Source organism: Burkholderia sp. MS389, assembly GCF_016899425.1.
Taxonomy (GTDB): domain Bacteria; phylum Pseudomonadota; class Gammaproteobacteria; order Burkholderiales; family Burkholderiaceae; genus Burkholderia; species Burkholderia sola.
Window position 1 is genome coordinate 1702705 of the sequence record NZ_CP045994.1, and the last position, 22021, is coordinate 1724725.

At 66.2% G+C, this 22021-nt stretch carries 29 protein-coding genes and 2 tRNA genes; 20 read left to right on the forward strand and 11 right to left on the reverse strand.

All coding sequences use genetic code 11. The features are described 5' to 3' along the window. Window positions 1-46 precede the first annotated feature (46 nt). The 5 genes from GJG85_RS07900 to GJG85_RS07920 form a co-directional block, all read right to left on the reverse strand. Complete coding sequence (locus GJG85_RS07900) at window positions 47-1084, reverse strand: quinone-dependent dihydroorotate dehydrogenase (RefSeq protein ID WP_012492588.1); 1038 nt, start codon at window positions 1082-1084, stop codon at window positions 47-49. Between the two features lie 98 nt (window positions 1085-1182). Then, window positions 1183-2013 carry an arginyltransferase gene (locus GJG85_RS07905; RefSeq protein WP_050012550.1) on the reverse strand — a complete coding sequence of 277 codons (831 nt, stop codon included), beginning with the start codon at window positions 2011-2013 and terminating at the stop codon, window positions 1183-1185. A 33-nt stretch (window positions 2014-2046) separates the two neighbouring features. Further along, the gene (gene aat / locus GJG85_RS07910) at window positions 2047-2811 is read right to left on the reverse strand and encodes a leucyl/phenylalanyl-tRNA--protein transferase (RefSeq protein WP_050012551.1); all 765 of its coding nucleotides are present in this window, start codon (window positions 2809-2811) and stop codon (window positions 2047-2049) included. 10 nt (window positions 2812-2821) lie between these two features. Then, window positions 2822-3367 carry an NUDIX hydrolase gene (locus GJG85_RS07915; protein WP_006476111.1) on the reverse strand — a complete coding sequence of 182 codons (546 nt, stop codon included), beginning with the start codon at window positions 3365-3367 and terminating at the stop codon, window positions 2822-2824. 183 nt (window positions 3368-3550) lie between these two features. Next, window positions 3551-3627, reverse strand: a tRNA-Met gene (locus GJG85_RS07920). A gap of 197 nt (window positions 3628-3824) precedes the next feature. On the opposite strand from GJG85_RS07920, the gene GJG85_RS07925 reads away from it, so the two are divergent. Genes GJG85_RS07925 through GJG85_RS07935 form a run of 3 tightly spaced genes read left to right on the forward strand, consistent with a single transcriptional unit; the run spans window position 3825 to window position 5850 of the window. Beyond that, window positions 3825-4322 carry a heme-degrading domain-containing protein gene (locus GJG85_RS07925; protein WP_069621415.1) on the forward strand — a complete coding sequence of 166 codons (498 nt, stop codon included), beginning with the start codon at window positions 3825-3827 and terminating at the stop codon, window positions 4320-4322. 3 nt (window positions 4323-4325) lie between these two features. Next, a complete protein-coding gene (locus tag GJG85_RS07930; RefSeq protein ID WP_011545307.1) occupies window positions 4326-4664 on the forward strand; it encodes a multidrug efflux SMR transporter in 339 nt (112 codons plus the stop codon). A 31-nt stretch (window positions 4665-4695) separates the two neighbouring features. After that, window positions 4696-5850 carry an enoyl-CoA hydratase/isomerase family protein gene (locus GJG85_RS07935; RefSeq protein WP_050012689.1) on the forward strand — a complete coding sequence of 385 codons (1155 nt, stop codon included), beginning with the start codon at window positions 4696-4698 and terminating at the stop codon, window positions 5848-5850. Between the two features lie 131 nt (window positions 5851-5981). Here GJG85_RS07935 and GJG85_RS07940 read toward each other — a convergent pair whose 3' ends face one another. Next, window positions 5982-6410: a hypothetical protein gene (locus GJG85_RS07940; RefSeq protein WP_006484223.1), complete on the reverse strand. Its 429-nt coding sequence runs from the start codon at window positions 6408-6410 to the stop codon at window positions 5982-5984. Window positions 6411-6751: 341 nt separating this feature from the next. Between GJG85_RS07940 and ssuD the strand changes: the two genes are divergently transcribed. The 9 genes from ssuD (at window position 6752) to GJG85_RS07985 (ending at window position 13126) form a co-directional block, all read left to right on the forward strand. Continuing rightward, window positions 6752-7909, forward strand: coding sequence for an FMNH2-dependent alkanesulfonate monooxygenase (ssuD, locus tag GJG85_RS07945; RefSeq protein WP_050012553.1), 1158 nt, complete (start codon window positions 6752-6754; stop codon window positions 7907-7909). Window positions 7910-7925: 16 nt separating this feature from the next. Beyond that, a complete protein-coding gene (gene ssuC, locus GJG85_RS07950) occupies window positions 7926-8738 on the forward strand; it encodes an aliphatic sulfonate ABC transporter permease SsuC (protein ID WP_050012554.1) in 813 nt (270 codons plus the stop codon). Beyond that, window positions 8735-9694, forward strand: a complete 960-nt coding sequence (locus GJG85_RS07955; protein ID WP_050012555.1) for an ATP-binding cassette domain-containing protein — start codon at window positions 8735-8737, stop codon at window positions 9692-9694. The genes ssuC and GJG85_RS07955 overlap by 4 nt, the downstream gene beginning before the upstream one ends. 56 nt (window positions 9695-9750) lie before the next feature. Beyond that, window positions 9751-9966, forward strand: coding sequence for a TOBE domain-containing protein (locus GJG85_RS07960; protein ID WP_006476104.1), 216 nt, complete (start codon window positions 9751-9753; stop codon window positions 9964-9966). Window positions 9967-10113: 147 nt separating this feature from the next. After that, complete coding sequence (locus GJG85_RS07965; protein ID WP_050012556.1) at window positions 10114-10311, forward strand: hypothetical protein; 198 nt, start codon at window positions 10114-10116, stop codon at window positions 10309-10311. Between the two features lie 7 nt (window positions 10312-10318). Beyond that, window positions 10319-10564, forward strand: coding sequence for a hypothetical protein (locus GJG85_RS07970; protein WP_050012557.1), 246 nt, complete (start codon window positions 10319-10321; stop codon window positions 10562-10564). Window positions 10565-10693: 129 nt separating this feature from the next. Further along, window positions 10694-11680 (forward strand): tRNA dihydrouridine(20/20a) synthase DusA, encoded by a 987-nt coding sequence (dusA, locus tag GJG85_RS07975; protein ID WP_239468935.1) that lies wholly within the window; start codon window positions 10694-10696, stop codon window positions 11678-11680. 54 nt (window positions 11681-11734) lie between these two features. Beyond that, window positions 11735-11810, forward strand: a tRNA-His gene (locus GJG85_RS07980). 803 nt (window positions 11811-12613) lie between these two features. Then, entirely contained in the window at window positions 12614-13126 is a 513-nt protein-coding gene (locus GJG85_RS07985; RefSeq protein ID WP_050012559.1) for a GNAT family N-acetyltransferase, read from the forward strand. A 94-nt stretch (window positions 13127-13220) separates the two neighbouring features. Here GJG85_RS07985 and GJG85_RS07990 read toward each other — a convergent pair whose 3' ends face one another. Then, entirely contained in the window at window positions 13221-13685 is a 465-nt protein-coding gene (locus GJG85_RS07990; protein WP_050012560.1) for a hypothetical protein, read from the reverse strand. Window positions 13686-13965: 280 nt separating this feature from the next. On the opposite strand from GJG85_RS07990, the gene GJG85_RS07995 reads away from it, so the two are divergent. Then, on the forward strand, window positions 13966-14376 hold the full coding sequence (locus GJG85_RS07995) for a hypothetical protein (protein WP_050012561.1): 411 nt from the start codon (window positions 13966-13968) through the stop codon (window positions 14374-14376). Between the two features lie 646 nt (window positions 14377-15022). On the opposite strand, the gene GJG85_RS08000 is transcribed toward GJG85_RS07995, so the two are convergent. After that, entirely contained in the window at window positions 15023-15766 is a 744-nt protein-coding gene (locus GJG85_RS08000) for a DUF695 domain-containing protein (protein WP_050012562.1), read from the reverse strand. A gap of 183 nt (window positions 15767-15949) precedes the next feature. Here GJG85_RS08000 and GJG85_RS08005 point away from each other — a divergent pair, with 183 nt between their 5' ends. The 4 genes from GJG85_RS08005 (at window position 15950) to GJG85_RS08020 (ending at window position 17828) form a co-directional block, all read left to right on the forward strand. After that, window positions 15950-16258 carry a hypothetical protein gene (locus GJG85_RS08005; protein WP_011545327.1) on the forward strand — a complete coding sequence of 103 codons (309 nt, stop codon included), beginning with the start codon at window positions 15950-15952 and terminating at the stop codon, window positions 16256-16258. A gap of 46 nt (window positions 16259-16304) precedes the next feature. Further along, window positions 16305-16547, forward strand: coding sequence for a hypothetical protein (locus GJG85_RS08010; RefSeq protein ID WP_089488407.1), 243 nt, complete (start codon window positions 16305-16307; stop codon window positions 16545-16547). 103 nt (window positions 16548-16650) lie between these two features. Next, window positions 16651-17193, forward strand: coding sequence for an aspartyl-tRNA synthetase (locus GJG85_RS08015; protein WP_089488408.1), 543 nt, complete (start codon window positions 16651-16653; stop codon window positions 17191-17193). A gap of 161 nt (window positions 17194-17354) precedes the next feature. Continuing rightward, entirely contained in the window at window positions 17355-17828 is a 474-nt protein-coding gene (locus GJG85_RS08020; protein ID WP_089488409.1) for a VOC family protein, read from the forward strand. A 119-nt stretch (window positions 17829-17947) separates the two neighbouring features. Here the strand turns inward: GJG85_RS08020 and GJG85_RS08025 are convergent, their stop codons facing one another. Next, window positions 17948-18310, reverse strand: a complete 363-nt coding sequence (locus tag GJG85_RS08025) for a hypothetical protein (protein WP_124630406.1) — start codon at window positions 18308-18310, stop codon at window positions 17948-17950. A 21-nt stretch (window positions 18311-18331) separates the two neighbouring features. On the opposite strand from GJG85_RS08025, the gene GJG85_RS08030 reads away from it, so the two are divergent. Further along, a complete protein-coding gene (locus GJG85_RS08030) occupies window positions 18332-18559 on the forward strand; it encodes a hypothetical protein (RefSeq protein ID WP_080334187.1) in 228 nt (75 codons plus the stop codon). A 147-nt stretch (window positions 18560-18706) separates the two neighbouring features. Here GJG85_RS08030 and GJG85_RS08035 read toward each other — a convergent pair whose 3' ends face one another. Both GJG85_RS08035 and GJG85_RS08040 read right to left on the reverse strand, forming a co-directional pair. Continuing rightward, entirely contained in the window at window positions 18707-19330 is a 624-nt protein-coding gene (locus GJG85_RS08035) for a phospholipase D family protein (protein WP_050012566.1), read from the reverse strand. A 331-nt stretch (window positions 19331-19661) separates the two neighbouring features. Next, entirely contained in the window at window positions 19662-20150 is a 489-nt protein-coding gene (locus GJG85_RS08040; RefSeq protein ID WP_204383830.1) for a helix-turn-helix domain-containing protein, read from the reverse strand. A gap of 187 nt (window positions 20151-20337) precedes the next feature. Here GJG85_RS08040 and GJG85_RS08045 point away from each other — a divergent pair, with 187 nt between their 5' ends. Further along, window positions 20338-20775, forward strand: a complete 438-nt coding sequence (locus tag GJG85_RS08045; protein WP_050012568.1) for a PaaI family thioesterase — start codon at window positions 20338-20340, stop codon at window positions 20773-20775. 141 nt (window positions 20776-20916) lie between these two features. Continuing rightward, complete coding sequence (locus GJG85_RS08050; RefSeq protein WP_050012569.1) at window positions 20917-21969, forward strand: NADP(H)-dependent aldo-keto reductase; 1053 nt, start codon at window positions 20917-20919, stop codon at window positions 21967-21969. Window positions 21970-22021 lie beyond the last annotated feature (52 nt).

Genomic DNA, 22021 nt, shown 5'->3' on the forward strand with positions numbered 1-22021 from the left:
AGCAAAAATGCTATTGATATCTAAATAAAGTTTGTTTATGGCTATATTACGCGGTGCGTTCGCGGGCGATCGCCTTCACGCATTCGGACACGAGCGCCGGGCCGCGATAGATGAAGCCGGTATAGAGCTGGACGAGCGCCGCGCCGGCCGCGAGCTTCGCACGGGCATCCTCGCCCGAGAAAATGCCGCCGACGCCAATGATCGGCACGTCGTTGCCGACTTCGGCGTGCAGCTTGCGGATCACCTCGTTCGACGCGTCGAACACCGGGCGGCCCGACAGGCCGCCGGCTTCGTCCGCGTGCGGCAGGCCCTGGACCGCCGCGCGCGACAGCGTCGTATTGGTGGCGATCACCGCTTCGATCTTGTGGCGCAGCAGCGTGTCGCCGATTTCCTTGACCTGCTCGTCGTCGAGATCGGGCGCGATCTTCAGCGCGAGCGGCACGAGCTTGCCGTGCAGGTCGGCGAGGCGCTGCTGCTTGTCCTTCAGCGCGGCGAGCAGCGCGTCGAGCTCGCCCGCGCCCTGCAACTGGCGCAGGTTCTTCGTGTTCGGCGACGAGATGTTGATCGTCACGTAGCTCGCGAACGGGTACACGCGCTCGAGGCAGTACAGGTAATCCTCGGCCGCGCGTTCGATCGGCGTGTCGGCGTTCTTGCCGATGTTCAGGCCGAGGATGCCGCGATAGCGGGCGGCCTGCACGTTCTTCACGAACTGGTCGACGCCGTGGTTGTTGAAGCCCATTCGGTTGATCAGCGCTTCGGCCTGCGGCAGCCGGAACATCCGCGGGCGCGGGTTGCCGGGCTGCGGGCGCGGCGTGACCGTGCCGACCTCGATGAAGCCGAAGCCGAGCGCCGCGAGGCCGTCGATGGCCGCGCCGTCCTTGTCGAGGCCGGCCGCGAGGCCGACCGGGTTGCGGAACGTGAGCCCCATCACGGTGCGCGGCGCGTCGGGCACGCGGGCCGACAGCGCGCAGGCGAGGCCCGTGCGTCCGGCCGCGCCGAGCGCGCGCAGCGTAAGGTGGTGAGCGTCTTCCGCATCCATTTTGAACAGGGATGCGCGGGCCAGCGGGTAGAGGGAACTGAACACGGGAATGGGGCGGACGGCCGAAATGAATGACAACCCGCTATTTTACCGGGAGTTGCGCGGCACGGGCGTGCTTCGCTTCGTAGCCGCCGCGACGCGCGTCAGCCCGAGCCGGAATGTCCGCCCGGCAACGGCGCGCGCGCCAGCGCCGCGTCGACGGGCGGCAGGTCGATCCGTTCCGGATCGAGCGTCTTCCAGCGGCCGTCGATCAGCCCTTCGAGCGGATGGAAGTTCGCCTTATAGGCCATCTTCGGGCTCTCGCGGATCCAGTAGCCGAGGTACACGTAGGGCAGCCCGAGGCTCTTCGCCTGCTCGATCTGCCACAGGATGTTGTAGGTGCCGTAGCTCGTGTGCCGGTCGTCGGGCTCGAAGAACGTATAGACCGACGACAGCCCGTCGCCGAGGATGTCGATCATGCTGACCATCCGCAGCTTGCCGGGTTCGCCGCCCGGTGCGTCGAGGTCGCGGAATTCGACGAGGCGCGAGTTGATCCGGCTTTGCAGCAGGAACTGTTCGTACTGGTCGCGACTGTCGCGATCCATGCCGCCGCCCGCGTGGCGCGCGGACTGGTAGCGCATGTAGAGCGCGTAGTGCTCTTCGTCGTAGTGCAGCGGCGACACCGTCGCGACCAGCGTGCGGTGCCGCTTCCACATCCTGCGCTGCGTGCGCGTCGGCGCGAACTCGCCGACCGGCACGCGCACCGGCACGCATGCGCGGCAGCCGTCGCAGTACGGACGGTACGTGAAGACGCCCGAGCGGCGGAAGCCGGCCTTCACGAGTTCGGTGTAGATGTCGGAATTGATCAGGTGGCTCGGCGTCGCGACTTGCGAGCGTGCGATGCGACCGTCCAGATAGCTGCACGGATAGGGCGCCGTTGCATAGAATTGCAACGCCGAAAGCGGTGAAAGCGGCAGCTCAGTCGGGTGAGTCATGGGCAGCTCTCGATGCAGGGAAGGAGTGCCGCGCTAGCGCTCGCTCCCGGTGGGCGCCGCCGTTTCGGCGGGGCTCGTCAGCGCGGCGAGCACGCGCTTGTCGAACTGCCACGGAATCGGCGGTTCGGCTGCCGCGCGGCGCACGTGAGCGACAAAGGCCTGGCGTGCGATCTCGCGGCCGCCGAGCGACGCTAGATGCGACGTATTCTGCTGGCAGTCTATCATTTCCAACCCCTGCTCGCGAAGGTGCGCGACGAGCGCGGCCAGCGCGATTTTCGATGCATCGGTCACGTCCGCATACATCGATTCGCCGAAAAACATCCGGCCGAACGACACGCCATAGAGGCCGCCGACGCGGCGCCCGTCGTGCCACGTTTCGATGCTGTGCGCGTTGCCGGAGCGGTAGAGCGACGTATAGGCGTCGATGATCTCGGCGGTGATCCAGGTGCCGCGCTGCCCGCGGCGCGGCGCCTGCGCGCACGCGCGCATCACGCCGGGAAAGTCGTGATCGACGCGCACTTCCCATTCCGGCGTGCGCAGCACGCGCTTCAGCGTCTTGCGCAGCGACGGCGACACCTTGAATTCGGCCGGCACCAGGATCATGCGAGGGTCGGGGCTCCACCACAGCACCGGCTGGCCGTCCGAGTACCACGGGAAGATGCCGCGCCGGTACGCGTCGATGAGGCGCGACGGCAGCAGGTCGGCGCTCGCGGCGAGCAGCCCGGGCGCGCCGGTCGCGGGGCCGAGCGCGCGTTCGATGGACGGAAACGGATCGTCCGGGCCGAGCCAGGGAACCATGGGTGGGGGCTCAGCCGTTGCGCAGCGAGCGGAAGATATCGCCGGTGTGCACGCCGTAGTCGCCGGCTGCGCGATCGGCGAAGAAGAAGCGCAGCGTCTGGCTGACGGTCGGGAACGCGATCTCGTCCCACGGAATGTCGGCTTCGTCGAACAGTTTCACTTCGAGGCTTTCCTCGCCGGCTTCGAAACCCGGATCGGTGAGCCGCGCGAGGTAGAACAGATGGACTTGATGCACGTGCGGCACGTTGAGCAGCGTGAACAGGTTCTGCACCTCGACGCGCGCGCCGGCTTCCTCGAGCGTTTCGCGCGCGGCGGCTTCCGCGGTCGTCTCGCCCATTTCCATGAAACCCGCCGGCAGCGTCCAGAATCCGTAGCGCGGTTCGATCGCACGGCGGCACAGCAGGATCTGGTCGCCCCAGACCGGCACCGTGCCGACGACGTTGCGCGGATTCTGATAGTGGATCGTGCCGCAGTGATCGCAGACGAAGCGTTCACGGTTGTCGCCAGGCGGAATGCGCGCGAGGACTTCGTGACCGCAGACGGAGCAGAATTTCATGTCGAGTGGAAGGGACGAGGTGATGCGAGTGTATCACCGGCCCGCGGCATTCTTGAACGCCTGCGCATGCGGCGGCGTGTCGGGCGAAACGGCGCGCGCGTGCGCGAAGAGGGCGCGGCGTCCGGACGCGCGAAAACAAAAAGCCCGGCGCGAGGCCGGGCTTTTTGCGACATTCTGGACGGTTGGTTGCGGGGGTAGGATTTGAACCTACGACCTTCGGGTTATGAGCCCGACGAGCTGCCAGACTGCTCCACCCCGCGTCCGTCGAAGAAATGAATTATATGGGCTAACCCAGATGCGTGCAAGTGTTTTCTGACAACCGCATGGCAGGCGCTGGTGGGGCCGGTACGCGGTGGCACGTGCGCTAGAATCGAGCGGTTTGTGTCGCCATCCCGGCAGCGGCGCTGCGCGATCGCATCGGCGCCGCTGCAATTCTCATTACTGCATCGACGGATTCATGGATATCGCTCACGATCTGCAATCGATCGGCGCGCAGGAACAGGCGCTCGTGTTTCCCCATTTCGACCCGGCCCGCGCGTGGGCGCTCGGCAACCGGATGCACGCGCTCGCGACGTCGCGCGGCCATGCGATCGCGATCGACATCGTCACGTTCGGCCAGCCGCTGTTCTACGCGGCGCTCGCCGGCGCGACGCCCGACAACGCCGACTGGGTGCGCCGCAAGCGCAACGTCGTCGCGCATTTTCGCCGCAGTTCTTACGCGATCGGCCTGCGCATGCAGCAGGCCGGCGCGACGCTCGCGGACAAGCACGGGCTGCCGGCCGCCGACTATGCGTCGCACGGCGGTTCGTTTCCGCTGACCGTCGCCGGCGCCGGCGTGATCGGCTCGATCACCGCGTCCGGGCTGCCGCAGCGCGCGGACCACGAGTTCGTCGTCGAGGCGCTGTGTGCGGAACTCGGTCACGACTACGCGGTACTGGCCCTCGCAAGGAGCTGAGCGATGCAACTGCCCGGTTACGCATGGCTCGCGATCGCGATCGTCGCGGAAGTGATCGGCACGTCCGCGCTGCGCGCGGCGGACGGCTTCACGCGCCTCTGGCCGTCGGTGCTCGTCGTCGCCGGTTACGGCGTCGCGTTCTACTGCCTGTCGCTCACGTTGCGCACGATGCCCGTCGGCATCATCTATGCCGTCTGGTCGGGCGCCGGCATCGTGCTGATCACGCTCGTCGCGATGCTGCTCTATCGCCAGGTGCCGGACGTGCCGGCGGTGATCGGTCTCGGGCTGATCATCGCGGGCGTCGTGGTGCTGAACCTGTTCTCGAAGATGCAGGCGCACTGAGCGTGCGACTGCCGTTTGCCGGATGACCGTCATGACCGATTCCACTCCCGCCGCCGTTTCCGCCGAATCCGCCCAGCCCGACGTGCGCGCGTACGTCGCGAACCGCATCGGCTTTCTCGAACTGAACCGGCCGAAGGCGCTGAATGCGCTGTCGGTCGGCATGATCCGGCTGATGCAGCAGGCGCTCGACGCGTGGCGCGACGATCCCGACGTCGTCGCGGTCGTCGTGCACAGCCCGCATCCGCGCGCATTCTGCGCGGGCGGCGACGTGCGCTTCTTCCACGACGCGTGGCGGCGCGGCGACCGCGATGCGGTCGACACGTTCTTCATCGACGAATACACGCTGAACCATGCGATCTTCACGTATCCGAAGCCGTACATCGCGCTGATGCACGGCGTCGTGATGGGCGGCGGCATGGGGATATCGCAGGCGGCGCGGCATACGGGCGGCCTGCGCGTCGTGACCGACTCGACGAAGATGGCGATGCCCGAAACGCGCATCGGCCTGTTCCCGGACGTCGGGATGAGCTGGTTTCTCGCGCGCACGCCCGGCGCGATCGGCCGCTATCTCGCGGTGACCGGCGCGACGCTCGACGCGGCCGGTGCGCTGTACGCGCAACTCGCCGACGTCTATCTGCCCGACGCCGCGCTGCCGGCGCTGCTCGACACGCTGCGTACCGCGCGCATCGACAGCGGCGCGCAGGCCGTCGCATGCGTGAAACATGCGGCAGCCGCGCACAAGGTCGTGCCGACGCCCGACACGTCGGCGCTCGCCGATGCGCGTGCCGGGATCGACCGGCATTTCGCGCAGCCGGACATCAACGCGATCCTCGCGTCGCTCGACGCCGAGCAGGATTGCGCGGCGGTCGACGGGTGGGTCGAGAAGGCGACCCACGCGACGCGCGAGCAGTTGTCGCCGCTGTCGATGGCCGTGTCGCTCGAAGTCGTCGAACGCGCGCGCGGCGCGACGATGGCCGATTGCCTGCGGCGCGATCTCGATCTCACGCGCTCGACCTTCGCGCGCGGCGACGTGATCGAAGGCGTGCGCGCGCTGATCGTCGACAAGGATCACCAGCCCGTGTGGCGTTTCAAGTCGGCTGCCGACGTCCGGCGCGCCGACGTGCTCGCGATGTTCGACAGCCCGTGGGCGCCCGACGCGCATCCGCTGCGCGAGCTGAAGGACTGACGTCGATCAGGCTGACCCGCGCGAGCCGATCGACGCGCGACACGGAAACGAAAAGGCCGCGTGCACGATGCACGCGGCCTTTTTCATGGAAGTCGGCCGGTCCTGAAGGGCGCGTCGCCCGCGCCGCGGCGTTATTCGTCGCCCGCGTCGTCCGACATGAACGCGCGCATGAACACGAGCGCGCCGAAACCCCACACCGCATTGGCCGCGAAGCCGGCCGCGAGCACGGGCATCATGTTGCCCGACGGCCAGATGCCGCGCAGCGGATCGATCGCGAACACGCGAGCCGCCGTCAGCACGATGCCGCCGAACACGAGTGCGCCGATCCACGATGCTTCGCGTTCCGGCGACACGCGCAACAACCACGCCATCGGAATCGCGCAGCACGCGCTGATCAGCGCATTCGCGACAAATTCAGGAATGCCGAGCGGCGCGAACGGTTGTGTCGAGAAGCCGGTTGCGGCGATCAGGTCGGCCGTGTGAAGGAGGGCGAGCGTGGCCTCGCGGAAGAACAGTGCGGCCAGGAAGCCGGACAGGAAGGGCAGGATGACTTTCTGCATCGATGAGTGCACCGCAGGCGCGCACGGCCGGGGCCGGGCGCGCGGAGTTATTCGGATAGGTGCGCCATTATAGGGCCCGGCCGCGGCGATATTCGCTCCAGCGTCGTGCTAATCACGAAAGCGGAAAACCTAAGCTCAAAAAAATCGTTCCAAAGCCCTGTACCGGTCCCTAGACTGATTTCCCAGAAACAGCCGTGCAATCGCGTCCTCGTCCGCGGCACGGCCTGACCGGCGAGCCATCCCGATTCGAATGCACACCATGCATGCGTCGCTCATCCGCGACGCGAGCAGGGCGATGTCTTTTTCAAATTTCGGCAGTGACAGTCAAGCAGGAGCAGCAGATGAATGTGTTCTGGTTTATCCCCACGCATGGCGACAGCCGCTATCTCGGCACGGCCGAAGGCGCGCGAGCCGCGGACTACGATTACTTCAAGCAGGTCGCCGTGGCGGCCGACACGCTCGGCTACGACGGCGTGCTGCTGCCGACCGGCCGTTCCTGCGAGGATGCGTGGGTCGTCGCGTCGAGCCTGATTCCGGCGACGCAGCGTCTGAAGTTCCTGGTCGCCGTGCGTCCCGGCATCGCTTCGCCGGGGCTGGCCGCGCGGATGGCCGCGACGTTCGACCGCCTGTCGGGCGGCCGCCTGCTGATCAACGTCGTCACGGGCGGCGATGCGGCCGAGCTCGAAGGCGACGGCCTGTTCGCCGATCACGACACGCGCTACGAGATCACCGACGATTTCCTGAACATCTGGCGCGGGCTGCTGACCGCGTCGCACGACAACGGCGGATTCGACTACATCGGCAAGCACCTGCAGTCGAAAGGCGGCAAGGCGCTTTATCCGCCGGTGCAGCATCCGCATCCGCCGCTGTGGTTCGGCGGCTCGTCGCCGGCCGCTCACGCGATTGCCGCCGATCACATCGATACCTACCTGACCTGGGGCGAGCCGCCCGAGGCCGTCGCGAAGAAGATCGCCGACATCCGCGCCCGTGCCGACGCGCGCGGCCGCAAGATCAAGTTCGGCATCCGCCTGCACGTGATCGTGCGCGAGACCGAGGACGAAGCATGGCGCGACGCCGAGCGGCTGATCAGCCGGCTCGACGACGACACGATCGCGCGGGCGCAGAAGGCGTTCGCGAACATGGATTCGGAAGGCCAGCGCCGGATGGCCGCGCTGCACGGCGGCAAGCGCGGCGGCCGCGAGGCGCTCGAGGTCTATCCGAACCTGTGGGCCGGCGTGGGGCTGGTGCGCGGCGGCGCCGGCACGGCGCTCGTCGGCAATCCCGAGCAGGTCGCCGAACGCATGCGCGAATACGCGGATCTCGGTATCGAGACGTTCATCCTGTCCGGCTATCCGCACCTCGAGGAGTCGTATCGGTTCGCGGAACTCGTGTTCCCGCTGATCAAGGGCCAGGGTGTCGAGAAGGCGGCCGGTCCGTTGTCGGGGCCGTTCGGCGAGATCGTCGGCAACAACTATCTGCCGAAGACGAGCCAGAGCTGAGCGACGGAGGCTTGCGATGACAACGAAAACGTCGAAGACGGGCGTCGCCGTGGCCGCCCGCGCATGGCGCGGCGTCGCGCCGTGGCTCGTGCCGCTCGCGTTGCTGGTGGTGTGGGAAGTCGGTGCGCGCACCGGCTGGCTGTCGACCCGCGTGCTGCCCGAGCCGGTGGCGGTCGTGCGCGCGGCCTGGTCGCTCGTGACGTCGGGCGAAATGTGGGCGAACGTGAAAGTGAGCACGTGGCGCGCGCTGTTCGGCTTCGCGATCGGCGGCGGCGTCGGCCTCGCGCTGGGGCTTGCGACCGGGCTGTCGAAGGCCGCCGAGGTCGCGCTCGACTCGACGATCCAGATGATCCGCAACATCCCGGCGCTCGCGATGATTCCGCTCGTGATCCTGTGGTTCGGCATCGACGAGAAGGCGAAGCTGTTCCTCGTCGCGCTCGGCGTGTTCTTCCCCGTCTACATCAATACGTATCACGGGATCCGCTCGGTCGACGCGAACCTGATCGAGATGGCGAAGAGTTACGGCGTGCGCGGCTTCGCGCTGTACCGCGACGTGATCCTGCCGGGCGCGCTGCCGTCGATTCTCGTCGGCGTGCGTTTCGCGCTCGGGCTGATGTGGGTGATGCTGATCGTCGCGGAAACGATCTCCGCGCAGTCGGGCATCGGCTACATGACGATGAACGCGCGGGAATTCCTGCAAACCGACGTGGTGGTGGTCGGCATCCTGCTGTACGCGGTGCTCGGCAAGCTGGCCGATGTGCTGGCGAAATGGATCGAGCGCGTGACGCTGCGCTGGCACCCCGCCTATCAATCAGGAGCAAAGGCATGAATGCGACGACTTCGGCGGCCGCCTACGGCCCGCTCGCCGGCGCAGACCTCGAGGCCGAGCTGGCGCAGGCCCGCGTCGCGGACGGCGATGCGCGCGATGCGGCCATCCTCGAACGTGACGGCGGCGCATCGGTCGTGCCGCTCGCGCGGCGGCGCGCGGGCGGTCCGGCATCCGACGACGCGGTCACGCTGTCGGGCGTCAGCAAGCGCTTCGGCGCCCGCACGGTGCTCGACAACGTCGAGCTGAACATCGCGCGCGGCAGCTTCGTCGCGATCGTCGGCCGCAGCGGCTGCGGGAAATCGACGCTGCTGCGTCTCGTCGCGGGACTCGAGCAGCCGAGCAGCGGCGCGCTCGTGACGCACGGCGACGGCGGCGGCGCGCTCGATACGCGGATCATGTACCAGGACGCGCGCCTGCTGCCGTGGAAGACCGTGCTGCAGAACGTGATGCTGGGCCTCGGCCGCGGCGCGCGCGACCGGGCCCGCGCGGTGCTCGACGAAGTCGGGCTGCTGGAACGCGCGAACGACTGGCCCGCGCAACTGTCGGGCGGGCAGCGGCAGCGCGTCGCACTGGCCCGTGCGCTCGTGCACCGGCCGCAACTGCTGCTGCTCGACGAGCCGCTCGGCGCACTCGATGCGCTGACCCGCATCGAAATGCACGCGCTGATCGAGCGCCTGTGGCGCGAACATCGATTCACCGCGCTGCTCGTCACGCACGACGTGCAGGAAGCCGTCGCGCTCGGCGACCGCATCCTGCTGATCGAGCAGGGGCGGGTGGCGCTCGACCAGCCGGTGCCGCTCGACCGGCCGCGTGCCCGCGCGTCGGCGGCCTTCGCGGCACTCGAGGATCGCGTGCTGAAACGCGTGCTCGCCGGCGGCCCCGGCGCGGTCGATCAAGACACGCAGCATGAAGCAGACAAGGTTCGACCGGTCGGGCAGATCCGCTGGGCCGTTTAATGCCGGGCGGCTCCGGCCGCCCGTTCTGAGACTTTTTCTTCGGAGCGATCATCCCGATGAGCATCACCGCAATCAACGTACGTAACCAGTTCAAGGGCAAGGTCAAGGAGATCATTCGCGGGTCCGTGGTCTCCGAAGTCGACGTCGAGACGCCGTTCGGCATCGTCACGTCGGTGATCACCACCCGTTCGGTGGACGAACTCGAACTGAAGGTCGGCGCCGAAGTCGTCGCGCTCGTGAAGTCGACGGAAGTCTCGATCGCGCGTCTCTGAGCGCGTGGGTCGCGCGTCGGTGCGGCGCCGCCGGGCAGGCAACGTGCCCGGCGGCGCCGCATTGCATTCGTGGAGCGCGTTTGCCTCGGTATTCGACTGCCGGACGAAGTGCTAGGATGGAACGACACCGATGCCGGAGGCGAACGCATGACCCCCATCCTTTCCCCCGAAGCCATCGAGGCGCTGAAATGGATCGACCAGTTCGGCGACAGCCGGCCGGTTCCCGCCGCGTTCAATGACGTTATCTACGCATTGCTGAACGACGGGCTGATCTATCAGGCGACGGCCGACCGGGTCGACCTGACGGCCGATGGCCGGTCATTTTTGTCAGACGAATACGATTGAGCGCGCGATGGAACCGAGAGGCAGCGACCTCGGCGATTTCAGCGAGCCGTACCGCGGCTTCGAGATCGAGGTGAAGACCGAGCAGGTCTGGGACGGCGAGCATGCGCATTACCGCGTGCTGCGAGGCGATACCGTGCGGATCGACTGGCGGCTGGTCAAGGTCGACGGGATGCTGTTGACCGAGCGGCACGTGATCGAGCGCGTGTTCGACGAGGCGCGCCGGGCGGTCGATGCGGAGCTGGGCGACCGGTAGCGCGCGTGTCGGGCGGGCATGGCCGGGATTGCGGTAAAATACCCGGTTGTTTCCGCGCCGCCTGGCCTGTACCCGAATTCCATGTCCGTTTCGTCCTCGCTTCCTCCCCGCCGTGTATCGGTCGCGCCAATGCTCGACTGGACCGACCGCCATTGCCGGTCGTTCCACCGCACGCTGACGCGCAATACGTGGCTGTATACGGAGATGATCACGACGGGCGCGCTGCTGTTCGGCGATGCCCAGCGGCATCTTGCGTTCACGCCGAGCGAATCGCCGGTCGCGCTGCAACTCGGCGGCAGCGAGCGGGACGACCTCGCGCGCGCGGCGAAGCTCGGCGAGCAGTGGGGCTACGACGAAATCAACTTGAATTGCGGTTGCCCATCCGAGCGCGTGCAACGCGGCGCGTTCGGTGCATGCCTGATGAACGAGCCGCAGCTCGTCGCCGACTGCGTGAAGGCGATGCGCGATGCGGTGTCGGTGCCGGTCACGGTCAAGCACCGGATCGGCGTCGATGCGGTCGAGGACTACGCGTTCGTGCGCGACTTCGTCGGCACGGTGGCCGAGGCCGGTTGCGAAACGTTCGTCGTGCATGCCCGCAACGCGATCCTGAAGGGGCTGTCGCCGAAGGAGAATCGCGAGATCCCGCCGCTCAAGTACGACTATGCGTATCGGTTGAAGCGCGATTTTCCGTCGCTGGAGATCGTGATCAATGGTGGCATCACGACGCTCGATGAAGTCGCGCAGCATCTGGAGCATGTCGACGGCGTGATGCTCGGCCGCGAGGCGTATCACAACCCGTACGTGCTGGCGGAGGTCGATGCGCGCTTCTACGGATCGAGCGCGGCGGTGCCGACGCGCGAAGCGGCCGAAGCGCAACTGATCGCGTATTGCGCGGCCGAGCTGAAGCGCGGCACCTACCTCGGCGCGATCGTGCGGCACGCACTCGGGTTGTATCGCGGCATGCCGGGCGCGCGTGGCTGGCGTCGCGTGCTGTCCGACAACAAGAAGCTCGCACGCGGCGATCTGGCCGTGTTCGACGAGGCACGCGCGCATCTGAACGAAGCCGAAGAATTTTTTGAAAAAAAGGCTTTGCAAGATTCAAAAGTGTTCGTATAATCTTGTTCTTCGCTGCTGAAACAAAACAGCGAAACGAAGCAAGCAGTATCAGTGGTGGCTGTAGCTCAGTTGGTAGAGTCCAGGATTGTGATTCCTGTCGTCGTGGGTTCGAGTCCCATCAGCCACCCCAACAAATTCAAGCAAAAAGCCCGGTTCATTGAACCGGGCTTTTTGCTTTCTGGCGTTCGGACACAGCTAATGCGTGTCTTGGTCCCGGCTTCTTTAACGAAGTGGCATTCCCGTATTCAGCGAATCAACCACGGCGCCATTTCGGCCTCGCGCGCGTCAAAAGAGCGGTTGCATAAATCGAGTCGTCCCGGCGATATGACTTCGCTACCGAATATGAGACCTCGAATGAGACGACGCGGGCAGGTATCGGAATCGGGCGCGCGATCGTTCGTGGTATCGACGGATGGCCGCTTGTCCCGCATCGCCGATGTGGATGACGGAGATGGCGACGAGGCCCCCGGGCCTGCTTCGTATCGCGTTTCCTTGTCGTTGCGCTGACAACGTTCGTACCATGCTCGCGCCGTTTCCTTTCCCGCCTAAGGTTCCCGCGCGCCGTGCCGTTATCTTCTCTGGACAGCCCTCGTGCCTCGAATGCTGATCCGTTTTCTTGCCTGCTCGCGCTAAACGCGAGCGGGCTTTTTTCGTTTACGGCCGCTCGTAACCGGCTGATTGGCGGAATCGAACAAGGGCTTGGCGCAAACCGACAAAGCGCAACAGTCTTACATGCGTGTAATGTAGGACCTTCCTCGTGCCCTCATGCTTTGCAGGGCCGTTCGATCCCGACGACCGGAGAAGGTGTCGGGATTTTTTTTGGGCGCTCGCCGACGATCGCCGACAAGCCCTGCGAAATGCATCCCGCAAAGCGCGGTATATTTTGCGACGACACAGGCCGATCAAGAGAACCTACACGAGGAGTGGCTATCGATGCCGGACACGGTCACACTGCGCGCCGCGACGCGGCCCGACGCGAGCCACATTGCTCGCCTGCACACGCTGAGCTGGCAAACCGCCTATAGCCACATCCTTCCGGCCAGCTATCTGTCCGACGAGGTGCCGACGGAGCATGCGATCCGGTGGCGCAACTATTTCGATCGCAACGAGAGTGAGTGGGGTCTCGTGCTGATCGCCGAGTCGAACGGCGAGCCCGTCGGCTTCGTCAGCGCCGAGCGCCCCGTCGATCCGGCGCTGGGTGTGCTGCTCGACTGCCTGCACGTTCATCCTTCGCATCACGGCGGCGGCACGGGCAAGCGCATGATCGAAGCCGTTCGCGCATGGGCTCGCTCGATCGGCGTGGACAAGGTCCATCTGCAGGTACTCGAGGGCAACGTGCGTGCGATCGGGTTCTACGAACACAACGGCTGGCAATTGGCCGGTGTCGAAACGTGTCGCATCGGCCAGACGCAAGTCACCGACCGGATTTACGCAATCCACGCTTGAACGCCGGCCGGCATCGATGCGAGCGGCGGCAAGCGAGTGCAATTGCGCCTGGCTGCTAGGGAAGCGCCGGGTGAAAGCCGAACGGGCTTTGCCCTCACTCGCCGCAATACCGCACAAGCAAATCGGCTTCGGTCTCGTGAATTTCGACGGGCAAGATCGTCGCGCCGGCATAGGCGAGATAGCGCGCGCGATGCTGGCCGTTACGGAACGATGCGACGCCGATTTTCGACAGGCCGGGAATGCCGAGCAACGTTCGCGTTCTCGTCTCGCGAAACGTGATGAACGGCATGTCCGGAATCCGGTCCTGGCCCGGATCGAGAAATTCGCGAATGCCCGCGGCTTTTCCAGGGGCCCAGTACTGGACCGACGGCAACACATAGTCGGTGGTGTCCCGGTCGGCGCAGGCGAGCAGTTTACTCAGGTCGATCGTCACGACCCGATGGCGAGAGTCGTCGGACGAGAATACCCGCTTGAGGTGCGTGTAGGCATAGGGAACGTGCCCGGGAAGCTGGACGATCCAGACATCTACGCCGCTTTGTCGTGCGTGAGCGAGCGTCATTATTTCCTCTGGTAGCGCAAGCGGTCTTTGTGATCCGAGTTTAGCAGCGCGGACGGCTGCGCAGCAGGTCGAGACCAAAAATAGGAAAACAGAGCGACTTGCGGCTCAATCTGCAAAAGGAATGGGGGCGGCCATCCGTTGACGGCCCATATCGACGGGCCGCAACAATATCGCGATACGGCCAGCGAGAATGAAGCGCTGCGCGAAATTCTCGCAAGATTCATACTGTGTGGCGAAGCATGCGTCACGCACCGGGCATCACGAAAACTGAGAGGGCACATTGAACGGAGAGGCCAAGTCGTCGAAACTCGAGATCGACCATCTCGATTACCGCTTCACGGCAACGCTCGAAATCACGGAGTCCGGCCGTACCGCCGTTGTCGACAGGCAACTCGAGTCCGAGGTACGCAGCAAGACGCTCGGGTGGATCGTGTTCGATCGTTTTCTCGAGCGGAACGATTTCGCCGATGAGGCGGACGCGCGCGCCAATATCGTCGACTGGCTGGCGCGGCTGGCCGATCCGAGGTCCGTTGCCTCGGCCGAGATTGCGAAGGCGCGCGCGGTGGCAACCGGCGTGGTGGCGGCAGATCTGTCGACAGCCGAAATCGTCGGCGGCGTCGCTATTGAAATCGCCGGCAATCTCGACTGGATCGATAGGACGGTCGACTGGTTTTCCAGTGGTGCGTTGTAGCGACGAACGCGTGTTTTCGTGACGTAGATCATTGCGCGCAAGAAATTCCGCACATAAAAATGAGATGGAAATCGCATTGCGCAAAAAAATAGAATAATCCTGCTTTGACAATATCTGCGACTTACCGGAAACTGCCGCGGGTCTGAAAACGAGATTTGAATTAAAAAGAAATAAAAGGCTGGAATGAAAAACCGAACGCGGTCGGCCGGTTCCTCGCGCTTGAATCACGATGGTATTCGCCGGCACGCGCGCATGCCGGTTGCCGTCGCGTTGTCACTAAAGGGTGAGTTGCCGCACAGACCGTCGCGCAGCCCGCGATCACAATTTGACCGGTTGACCGTTCTTCCCCGGCCCGGTCAACCGTTTCCCCGCTCGCTCGTGCAGGAGCGGGGGCTTTTTGCCCCCCGACGCCGGAAGATTGCGTCGGCGGAATCGGACAGGCGTTCGGCGGGCTGCGCGACGGCACACGTTCGCCCCCGACATCCGTTCGCCCGATCCGGACGAATTGCTTTCCTCGTGCCTGAGCGAACCCTCAGGCCCATCGCCGGTCCTTGCCGGCGATGCCTTGTCCCGGCGGCGCGTCACAGCGCTGCCGGGATGTTTTTTGCGTCACGTCACATCGCGCGTCACGGGCATCGCGCTCCGCTCAGCCCGCCTGTTCGACGCTGGTTTCCCATCCGTCATAGTTGCCGCCGAGCGCGCGCACCTCGCGATTGAGCGCGACCGTGTGGCGCGTGACGTCGGCGAGCGCCATCGTGCCTTCGTGCGAAAACCGCACCGCCGACTTGCCGTCCTCGGTCGGCGCGACCGATTCGACCGGATAGCCTTTCGCTTCGGCCCAGTCCGCGAACTGGTGCGCGTCGCTCGGGTCGGGGAAGTACGCCCAGTGCATCACGCGCCGGCTCACGTCCGGCGCGTCGCCTTGCTGCCGCAGCGCGTCCAGCGTGCGCATGTCGCGCATGATCTGCCAGTCGTCGTCGGTCGGGTAGAGCGTCTGCCAGTATGTCGTCTTGTCGGGGTCGTCCTGATGGGCATACTGAAGCGCATAGGTCGTCTGGTCGGCCAGCGAGTCGACGATCTCCGCGGCCGCCTCTTCGTCGAACGGCACGTAGAAAAGAAAATCCCGGTTGCCGTCGACGGTGATGCGGCCGACCTGCACGCCGCCTTTCGCGACGATCGCGGCGTCGAGCAGATCCTCGATCTTCGCGAGATCGGCGAATTCGTCGCCGGTCGGCAGACCTTCGGGCGACGGATGTGCAAAGGGGACGCGCACGCTGAGCAGCGACGTGCGCGGATCGCCTTCGGCGATTTCCGCAAAGCCGTGATTGAAGCTGATGAAAGCCTGATGGTCGCCCATTCTGGCAGGGAAGGTTCCCCAGGCGTCGCTCATGTGTTTCTCCCGTACACGATTGTCTGTTGACGGTTGCAAAGCGTCCCAATGTATCATCGAAAATCGCGTTGGCCGGAGCCGCGCACCCGATCGCGGGCCGTGTGCGCCGCGCCCGCGGGATCCGGGCTGTTCGCAGCGCGCCGCATGCATGCGGCCGGCCGCAAAAATTCAAGGGAGATGCCGATGTCGACGTTCGCGGTGAATGGTGTCCGAATCGATCCGCTCAGCGCGCGCGTGACGCACGTGCGCTGGGCGGCCGTGAACCCGGCCGATCGCTCGTGGGCGGCGACGCCCCGCGAGGCACCGGTGGCGGACGTGGCGCGCGCGCTTGCGTCCGGTAACGATGTCCGCGCGATCTTCTCGGCCTCGGACACCACCGCAATCGGGCCCAGGCTGAAACGCGTGCTGTATCGCGATGCGTCGGAAGGCATCGAGCTCGACATCGATGCAACGAGCGAGTCGCGCACGTTGCGCGATCTGCCGCAGATCTGACCGCGAGCCGTTTCCCCAACCGAATCGCGCGAACGCGCCCACGACCATGTCCAGATTCGCCATTTTTCCGCTGGCATTCGCGCTTTGTCTGGCGCTTGCCGCCTGCCAGACCGCGTCCGGGCCGACGCCCGTGCACCCGTCGCCCGAAACCGCGTCGACGACCGTTCCCGCATCGTCGCCGCCGGCCGCGCCGATTCGCGGCATCGGCGTCGCGCCTCGTCTGGCCGGGCAGAGTCACGCGGCCGTCGGTCAATGCACGACCAGCGGTACCGTCAACGTATGCAATTGACCGGCGTCGGCGCGATGGCGCGTGATGCGTGCAAACGGAATCGGAATCCCGACATGTCGCCTGCGTCGATGGACGGGCGGCCGTCGACACGAGCCGGCGAGCAATGAACGACGAACGCGAAACGACGGATTCCGGCTGGCACGTCGATCCCGTTGCGGGAACGGTCACCGGCGCGTTGCCGGTGACGCTCGCGGTCGACAGCCGAAGCCTGAAAAGCAGGGCGGTCGTGTGTGCGGGGCTGGCCGCGGCGAGCCTGTGCGGTTACGTGGCCGCCTCGACGCTCTGGCCGCTAGCGGCGCTGGCCGCGTTGCTGGGGCTCGCCAGTGCCGCGTTGTTCGTCTCGTCGCGGCGCAAGCTGGCGCTGCAGGTCGACGAGACGGGCTTCCGGCTGATCGGTTCCGCCCGCGAAAAACCCGTCACGCCGTGGCGGGACGTCGCTGAATTCCGGATCGTCAGCGTCGCCGGTAATCGTTACATCGGCTACCAGTTCTCCGTACATTCTTCCCGTACGAAGGTGCCGGGCGGCGTAATGCTGCCGATCGCCCGGTTTGCCGATCTTCCGCTCGACGCGGTGGCCGCGTTGCTGGAGGCTTGCCGCCGGCAGTTCGGCTTGCCGGACCAACCGGCCGACCGAACGGGCCGGTAACGCCCGATGCGGCTTCCTGCGCGCCCCGTCACTCGAGCAAACAGAAAAATCCCGGGCGCCGTGTCGATTTCCGCGGGAGTCGTCCGTCGTAGCATCGGAGGCGTGCGCATCGCGCGTCCGTCCCGATTTTCGATACGACAACCGACTGAAGGAGCGACACCATGGCCACATCCGTCAAGCCGATCCCGGAAGGGATGCGCACGCTGACCCCGCACCTGATTTGTGCGGGCGCTACCGCCGCCATCGACTTCTACAAGCGCGCGTTCAATGCGACCGAACAGTTTCGCCTCGCGATGCCCGACGGCCGGCTCGCGCATGCGTGCCTGGCGATTGGCGATTCGACGCTGATGCTGGTCGATGAAATGCCCGAACACGGCGCGCTGGGGCCGAAGGCGCTGAAAGGCACGCCCGTCTGCCTGCATCTGTACGTGCCGGACACCGATGCGGCGATCGAGAGGGCGGTCGCGGCCGGTGCGACGGTCACGATTCCGGCGGCCGACATGTTCTGGGGCGATCGTTACGGGCAGGTCGAGGATCCGTTCGGGCATCGCTGGTCGCTGGCGACGCATCAGCGCGATCTGACACCCGAGCAGATCGCGGACGCCATGGCCAGCGCGCCGCCCTGCGGCAGTTGAATCGACACCGTCGCACGAGCGCGGCGACGGCGGCGACGGGCAGCGCGGCGGCTTGATCGCGCCGCGCCGGCCTGGCTCGTCGGCGGTCATGCGCGGGCCGTCCGGCCGCGCTGCTTGTGTTAGTCCATCCGCCGATCGGCCGAGCCAAGCAGGTCGGCGACGGTGCGATGGCGGGCGGGATCATAGGCAACGTGTCCGACCGGGCCGCCACGTCGGCCGGTTTCGGTGCGATTTGCGTGAGTCTTGTCTCGTGTCCCGACTGTCAGGTCGGTCATGGTTCGTCGAACAGTATTGCGCACGGTTCGATGCATCGCCACGCTGCAACTCCCGCCGCGGCGGCGATCGGGTTCGCGAGTGTCGGTGAAGATGCGGCGAGAAGCGAGGGGCATCGGCCCGCGTTCCGTCCCGATGCGGAATCGGACCCGCGATGCCTCAAGGGCGCGCGTCGCCCTGCCGTAAACAGGACGAGTCCAATCGTTCATCTCATCTCATCCGATCGCACCATGGTTCGAATTCTGTACGCGGGCTATCTCGCGTTTGCGCTGTATCTCCTTTACCCGCTGGTTCAGAACACGCTGATGTTCAGCACCGCGTGCGTGCGCAGCGTGCTGCCGATGGGCGACCACGGGCTGTCGGCGAATTCGGCCAGCGGCGCGGACGGGCACGCGAGCCGTTGTGTCGCGAGCGCGCCTGCCCGCGTCGCGACCGGGCGGGCGCCGGAAATCCATTGAACGCGGCGCGTCGCGCGTGAAGGGCGCTTCGCGACGCCGCGTGCTGGCCATTCGGCCGAATTGAACATCGCGCCATGCTCGCCGATCATCTGCAACGCGGCGGCAGAAATGCGAGGGGCGAGCGCCACGAGAAAGCGTGTGTCGGCGTCAGTAGCTGGAGCGATACGGCGTGCCCTGGTCGAAGCGGCTTTGCCAGTGCGTGAGGTAGCGTGACGCGAGTTGCGGGTTGTTCCAGACCACGACGACGTTCTCGGAATTGCGGCTGGCCGCCGACGCACTGTAGTTGAACGAACCCGTTTCGACGTGCTCGGCGTCGATCACGAGGTACTTGTCGTGATGGATCGCATAGGCATCGATCGTGCGCGTCGGGATGCCGGCGTTGACGAGCAGGTTCAATGCCTGCTTGCTGCTCTTCGCGCGATTGCCCTTGTCGTCGACGACCACCGCGACGTTGACGCCGCGGCGCTTGGCGGCAAGCAGCGCGCGCGCGACGGGCGGCGACGTGAACGAGTACGCGGCGACCCGGATCGAGGTGCGCGCCGCCCCAATCGCTTTCAGCACGAGCGCCTCGGCGCCGCCGTCGGGCGAGAATGCCGATTCGACGACCTGGGTCGCGGGGGCTTCGTGAGTGGGGGCCGGCAGCCATCGCGACACGAGGTCGATCGCTTGCTGGAGCAGCGATTCGCTTTGCGTCTTGCCGAAGGCGGCGAAGGGTGTGGCGAGCAGGGAAGCGGCGAGACAGGCGGCGGCGAGGCGATTGCGCGACAACATCTTGGACAGCGAATAATTTCGAGACAGCGGGCCGTGAGTGTAACGCACGCATGCCGGCCCGGTCACGCGCGGATGCGAAACGAGGGCGTGCGCAGTGATCGGCAGTGGTGGACAGGGTGACGCAAAGTTGCGTTATGCAGCCGGTGCGGGCGAGCGGGCGATCAACGCACAGCGATAGTGCCGGCGATGGCAGGCGATTGCGTTTGCCGTTGCGGCGCACCGGCGTGCGAACGATGCGTGCGCCGGCGGGCGGACTGCGACTCGATGCGGCCTGTGGCCCAAGCGTATGTCTAGCAGGCGCGTCGGAACGACATCCGTGCGCGACGTATCGTCAATCCGTGGATGCGGACGCCTCGGTCCCGTCGGACGCGATCCATCTGGGCCCCGGCTCGGGCTGCACGTCGCGTGCGTCGAGCGGTTCGCCGCACGCCGAGCATACGGTGACCGCGTGCATCAGTTGCCCGCAGGCCCGGTGGCGTAATTGCACCGGCGGCCCCTGGCCGTCGTCCTTCCAGCGATCGCCCCACACCATCAGCGCGAGCAGGGCCGGGTAGAGGGCGAGGCCCTTTTCCGTCAGCCGGTATTCGAAGCGCGGCGGGCGTTCCTGATACGCGCGCTTGACGAGCACGCCTTCGTCGACGAGCCGCGCGAGCCGTTCGGCCAGCACGTGGCGCGTCAGGCCAAGCTGGGCCTGGAACGCGTCGAAGCGGCGGCAGCCGAGGAATGCGTTGCGCAGGATCAGCATGGTCCAGCGGTCGCCGAGCACGGCGAGCGTGCGCGCGACCGAACAGTTCAGCGTGCCGATGTCATCCCATTTCATTGTCGAGTCTCGTGCCCGTTGCGGCAGTCTTGCGGCGGTTCAGCGAAATAGCGGGTTCGATTATAGAACCCGCCTTCGGTCGCAACGGGCGCAGCCGCGTTGACAACGGCCCGCCTCGTTGACAATAATGAGTTCCAATTTAGAACTTACGCGCGCGGCGACGCGCTTTCAACCCGGAGACAACCCGATGAACCCGCTTTCCCTGTCTGGCCTCGATCTGCTGCGTGCCGCCGCGTCCGGAGACGCGCCCCTTGCGTCGATTTCCGAGACGATTCCGATGCGCCCGCTCGACGTCGAGCTCGGTTACGTGAAGTTTTCGGCGCGGGCGGACGGCCGGCACCTGAACCCGCTGGGCGGCGTGCACGGCGGGTTCGCCGCGACGGTGCTCGATTCGGTCACCGGGTGCGCGGTACATTCGATGCTCGACGCGGGCGTCGGTTACGGCACCGTCGATCTGCACGTGAAGATGCTGCGGCCCGTGCCGCGCGACGTCGACCTGATCGCGGAAGGACGCGTGATTCACCTGTCGCGTTCGCTGGGCGTCGCGGAGGGCACGCTGAAGACGCCGGACGACAAGATCGTCGCGCATGCGTCGGCGACCTGCTTCATCCAGCGACCGCAGTGACGGAGCGCGGCCGCATCCGGGCGGGCGCGTGAACGCGCGGGGCAGCGCTGGAGGCCGCCTGTAAGCGTGCGCCGCGCCTGCCTGAAGCAGTTGCGTCAATGTGATAGCTTTCCTGCTTTCCACCGACGCGACAGGAACAGCATGGAATACCGCACACTCGGCGATTCGGGTCTCGAGGTCAGCCTGATCGGTCTCGGCACGATGACGTGGGGCGAGCAGAATTCGGAGCGCGACGCGCACGAGCAGATCGACTACGCGCTCGGGCAGGGCGTGACGCTGATCGACGCCGCGGAGATGTATCCGGTGCCGCCGAAGCCCGACACGCAGGGCCGCACCGAGCAATACATCGGCACCTGGATCGCGCAGCATCGCGCGCAGCGCGACCGTATCGTGCTCGCGACGAAGATCGCGGGCCCGGCGCGGCAGCCGCACAATCCGCGCCATATTCGCGGCGAGGGCAACCAGTTCGACCGCAAGAACCTGACCGAAGCGCTCGACGGCAGCCTCAAGCGCCTGCAGACCGACTATGTCGATCTCTACCAGTTGCACTGGCCCGATCGCAGCACGACCACGTTTGGCCGGCCCGCGTATCCGTGGGTCGACGACACATACACGGTGCCGATCGAGGAAACGCTCGGCGTGCTCGCGGAATTCGTGAAGGCCGGCAAGGTGCGCGCGATCGGCGTGTCGAACGAAACGCCGTGGGGTGTCGCGCAGTTCCTGCGCGCGGCCGAAAAGCTCGGGCTGCCGCGCATCGCGAGCATCCAGAATCCGTACAGCCTGCTGAACCGCACGTTCGAGAACGGGCTGTCGGAATTCACGCATCGCGACGGCGTCGGCCTGCTCGCGTATTCGCCGCTTGCGTTCGGCTGGCTGTCCGGCAAGTACGAGAACGGCGCGCGTCCGGCCGGTGCGCGCATCACGCTGTTCGAGCGTTTCCAGCGCTACAGCAAGCCGCAGGCCGTCGAGGCGACGTCGCGTTACGTCGCGCTCGCGCGGCGTCACGGGCTGTCGCCCGCGCAACTGGCGCTCGCGTTCGTCAACAGCCGCCCGTTCGTGCGCAGCAACCTGGTCGGCGCGACGTCGCTCGAGCAGTTGAAGGAGAACATCGGCAGCATCGACGTGGCGCTGTCCGACGAGATCCTCGCCGAGATCGACGCATTGCACGAACGGCAGCCGAACCCGGCGCCGTAAACGGCACGCGGCCCGCGCGGCAGCGATGCCGCGACGGGCCGAGTCGGGCGGT

Coding starts and splice junctions, on each gene's coding strand:
- GJG85_RS07905 (WP_050012550.1), bottom strand. CDS start 2,013: ATGACTCACCCGACTGAGCTGCCGCTTTCACCGCTTTCGGCGTTGCAA.
- aat (WP_050012551.1), bottom strand. CDS start 2,811: ATGGTTCCCTGGCTCGGCCCGGACGATCCGTTTCCGTCCATCGAACGC.
- GJG85_RS07915 (WP_006476111.1), bottom strand. CDS start 3,367: ATGAAATTCTGCTCCGTCTGCGGTCACGAAGTCCTCGCGCGCATTCCG.
- GJG85_RS07925 (WP_069621415.1), top strand. CDS start 3,825: ATGGATATCGCTCACGATCTGCAATCGATCGGCGCGCAGGAACAGGCG.
- GJG85_RS07930 (WP_011545307.1), top strand. CDS start 4,326: ATGCAACTGCCCGGTTACGCATGGCTCGCGATCGCGATCGTCGCGGAA.
- GJG85_RS07935 (WP_050012689.1), top strand. CDS start 4,696: ATGACCGATTCCACTCCCGCCGCCGTTTCCGCCGAATCCGCCCAGCCC.
- GJG85_RS07940 (WP_006484223.1), bottom strand. CDS start 6,410: ATGCAGAAAGTCATCCTGCCCTTCCTGTCCGGCTTCCTGGCCGCACTG.
- ssuD (WP_050012553.1), top strand. CDS start 6,752: ATGAATGTGTTCTGGTTTATCCCCACGCATGGCGACAGCCGCTATCTC.
- ssuC (WP_050012554.1), top strand. CDS start 7,926: ATGACAACGAAAACGTCGAAGACGGGCGTCGCCGTGGCCGCCCGCGCA.
- GJG85_RS07955 (WP_050012555.1), top strand. CDS start 8,735: ATGAATGCGACGACTTCGGCGGCCGCCTACGGCCCGCTCGCCGGCGCA.
- GJG85_RS07960 (WP_006476104.1), top strand. CDS start 9,751: ATGAGCATCACCGCAATCAACGTACGTAACCAGTTCAAGGGCAAGGTC.
- GJG85_RS07965 (WP_050012556.1), top strand. CDS start 10,114: ATGACCCCCATCCTTTCCCCCGAAGCCATCGAGGCGCTGAAATGGATC.
- GJG85_RS07970 (WP_050012557.1), top strand. CDS start 10,319: ATGGAACCGAGAGGCAGCGACCTCGGCGATTTCAGCGAGCCGTACCGC.
- dusA (WP_239468935.1), top strand. CDS start 10,694: ATGCTCGACTGGACCGACCGCCATTGCCGGTCGTTCCACCGCACGCTG.
- GJG85_RS07985 (WP_050012559.1), top strand. CDS start 12,614: ATGCCGGACACGGTCACACTGCGCGCCGCGACGCGGCCCGACGCGAGC.
- GJG85_RS07990 (WP_050012560.1), bottom strand. CDS start 13,685: ATGACGCTCGCTCACGCACGACAAAGCGGCGTAGATGTCTGGATCGTC.
- GJG85_RS08000 (WP_050012562.1), bottom strand. CDS start 15,766: ATGAGCGACGCCTGGGGAACCTTCCCTGCCAGAATGGGCGACCATCAG.
- GJG85_RS08005 (WP_011545327.1), top strand. CDS start 15,950: ATGTCGACGTTCGCGGTGAATGGTGTCCGAATCGATCCGCTCAGCGCG.
- GJG85_RS08010 (WP_089488407.1), top strand. CDS start 16,305: ATGTCCAGATTCGCCATTTTTCCGCTGGCATTCGCGCTTTGTCTGGCG.
- GJG85_RS08015 (WP_089488408.1), top strand. CDS start 16,651: ATGAACGACGAACGCGAAACGACGGATTCCGGCTGGCACGTCGATCCC.
- GJG85_RS08020 (WP_089488409.1), top strand. CDS start 17,355: ATGGCCACATCCGTCAAGCCGATCCCGGAAGGGATGCGCACGCTGACC.
- GJG85_RS08025 (WP_124630406.1), bottom strand. CDS start 18,310: ATGAACGATTGGACTCGTCCTGTTTACGGCAGGGCGACGCGCGCCCTT.
- GJG85_RS08030 (WP_080334187.1), top strand. CDS start 18,332: ATGGTTCGAATTCTGTACGCGGGCTATCTCGCGTTTGCGCTGTATCTC.
- GJG85_RS08035 (WP_050012566.1), bottom strand. CDS start 19,330: ATGTTGTCGCGCAATCGCCTCGCCGCCGCCTGTCTCGCCGCTTCCCTG.
- GJG85_RS08040 (WP_204383830.1), bottom strand. CDS start 20,150: ATGAAATGGGATGACATCGGCACGCTGAACTGTTCGGTCGCGCGCACG.
- GJG85_RS08045 (WP_050012568.1), top strand. CDS start 20,338: ATGAACCCGCTTTCCCTGTCTGGCCTCGATCTGCTGCGTGCCGCCGCG.
- GJG85_RS08050 (WP_050012569.1), top strand. CDS start 20,917: ATGGAATACCGCACACTCGGCGATTCGGGTCTCGAGGTCAGCCTGATC.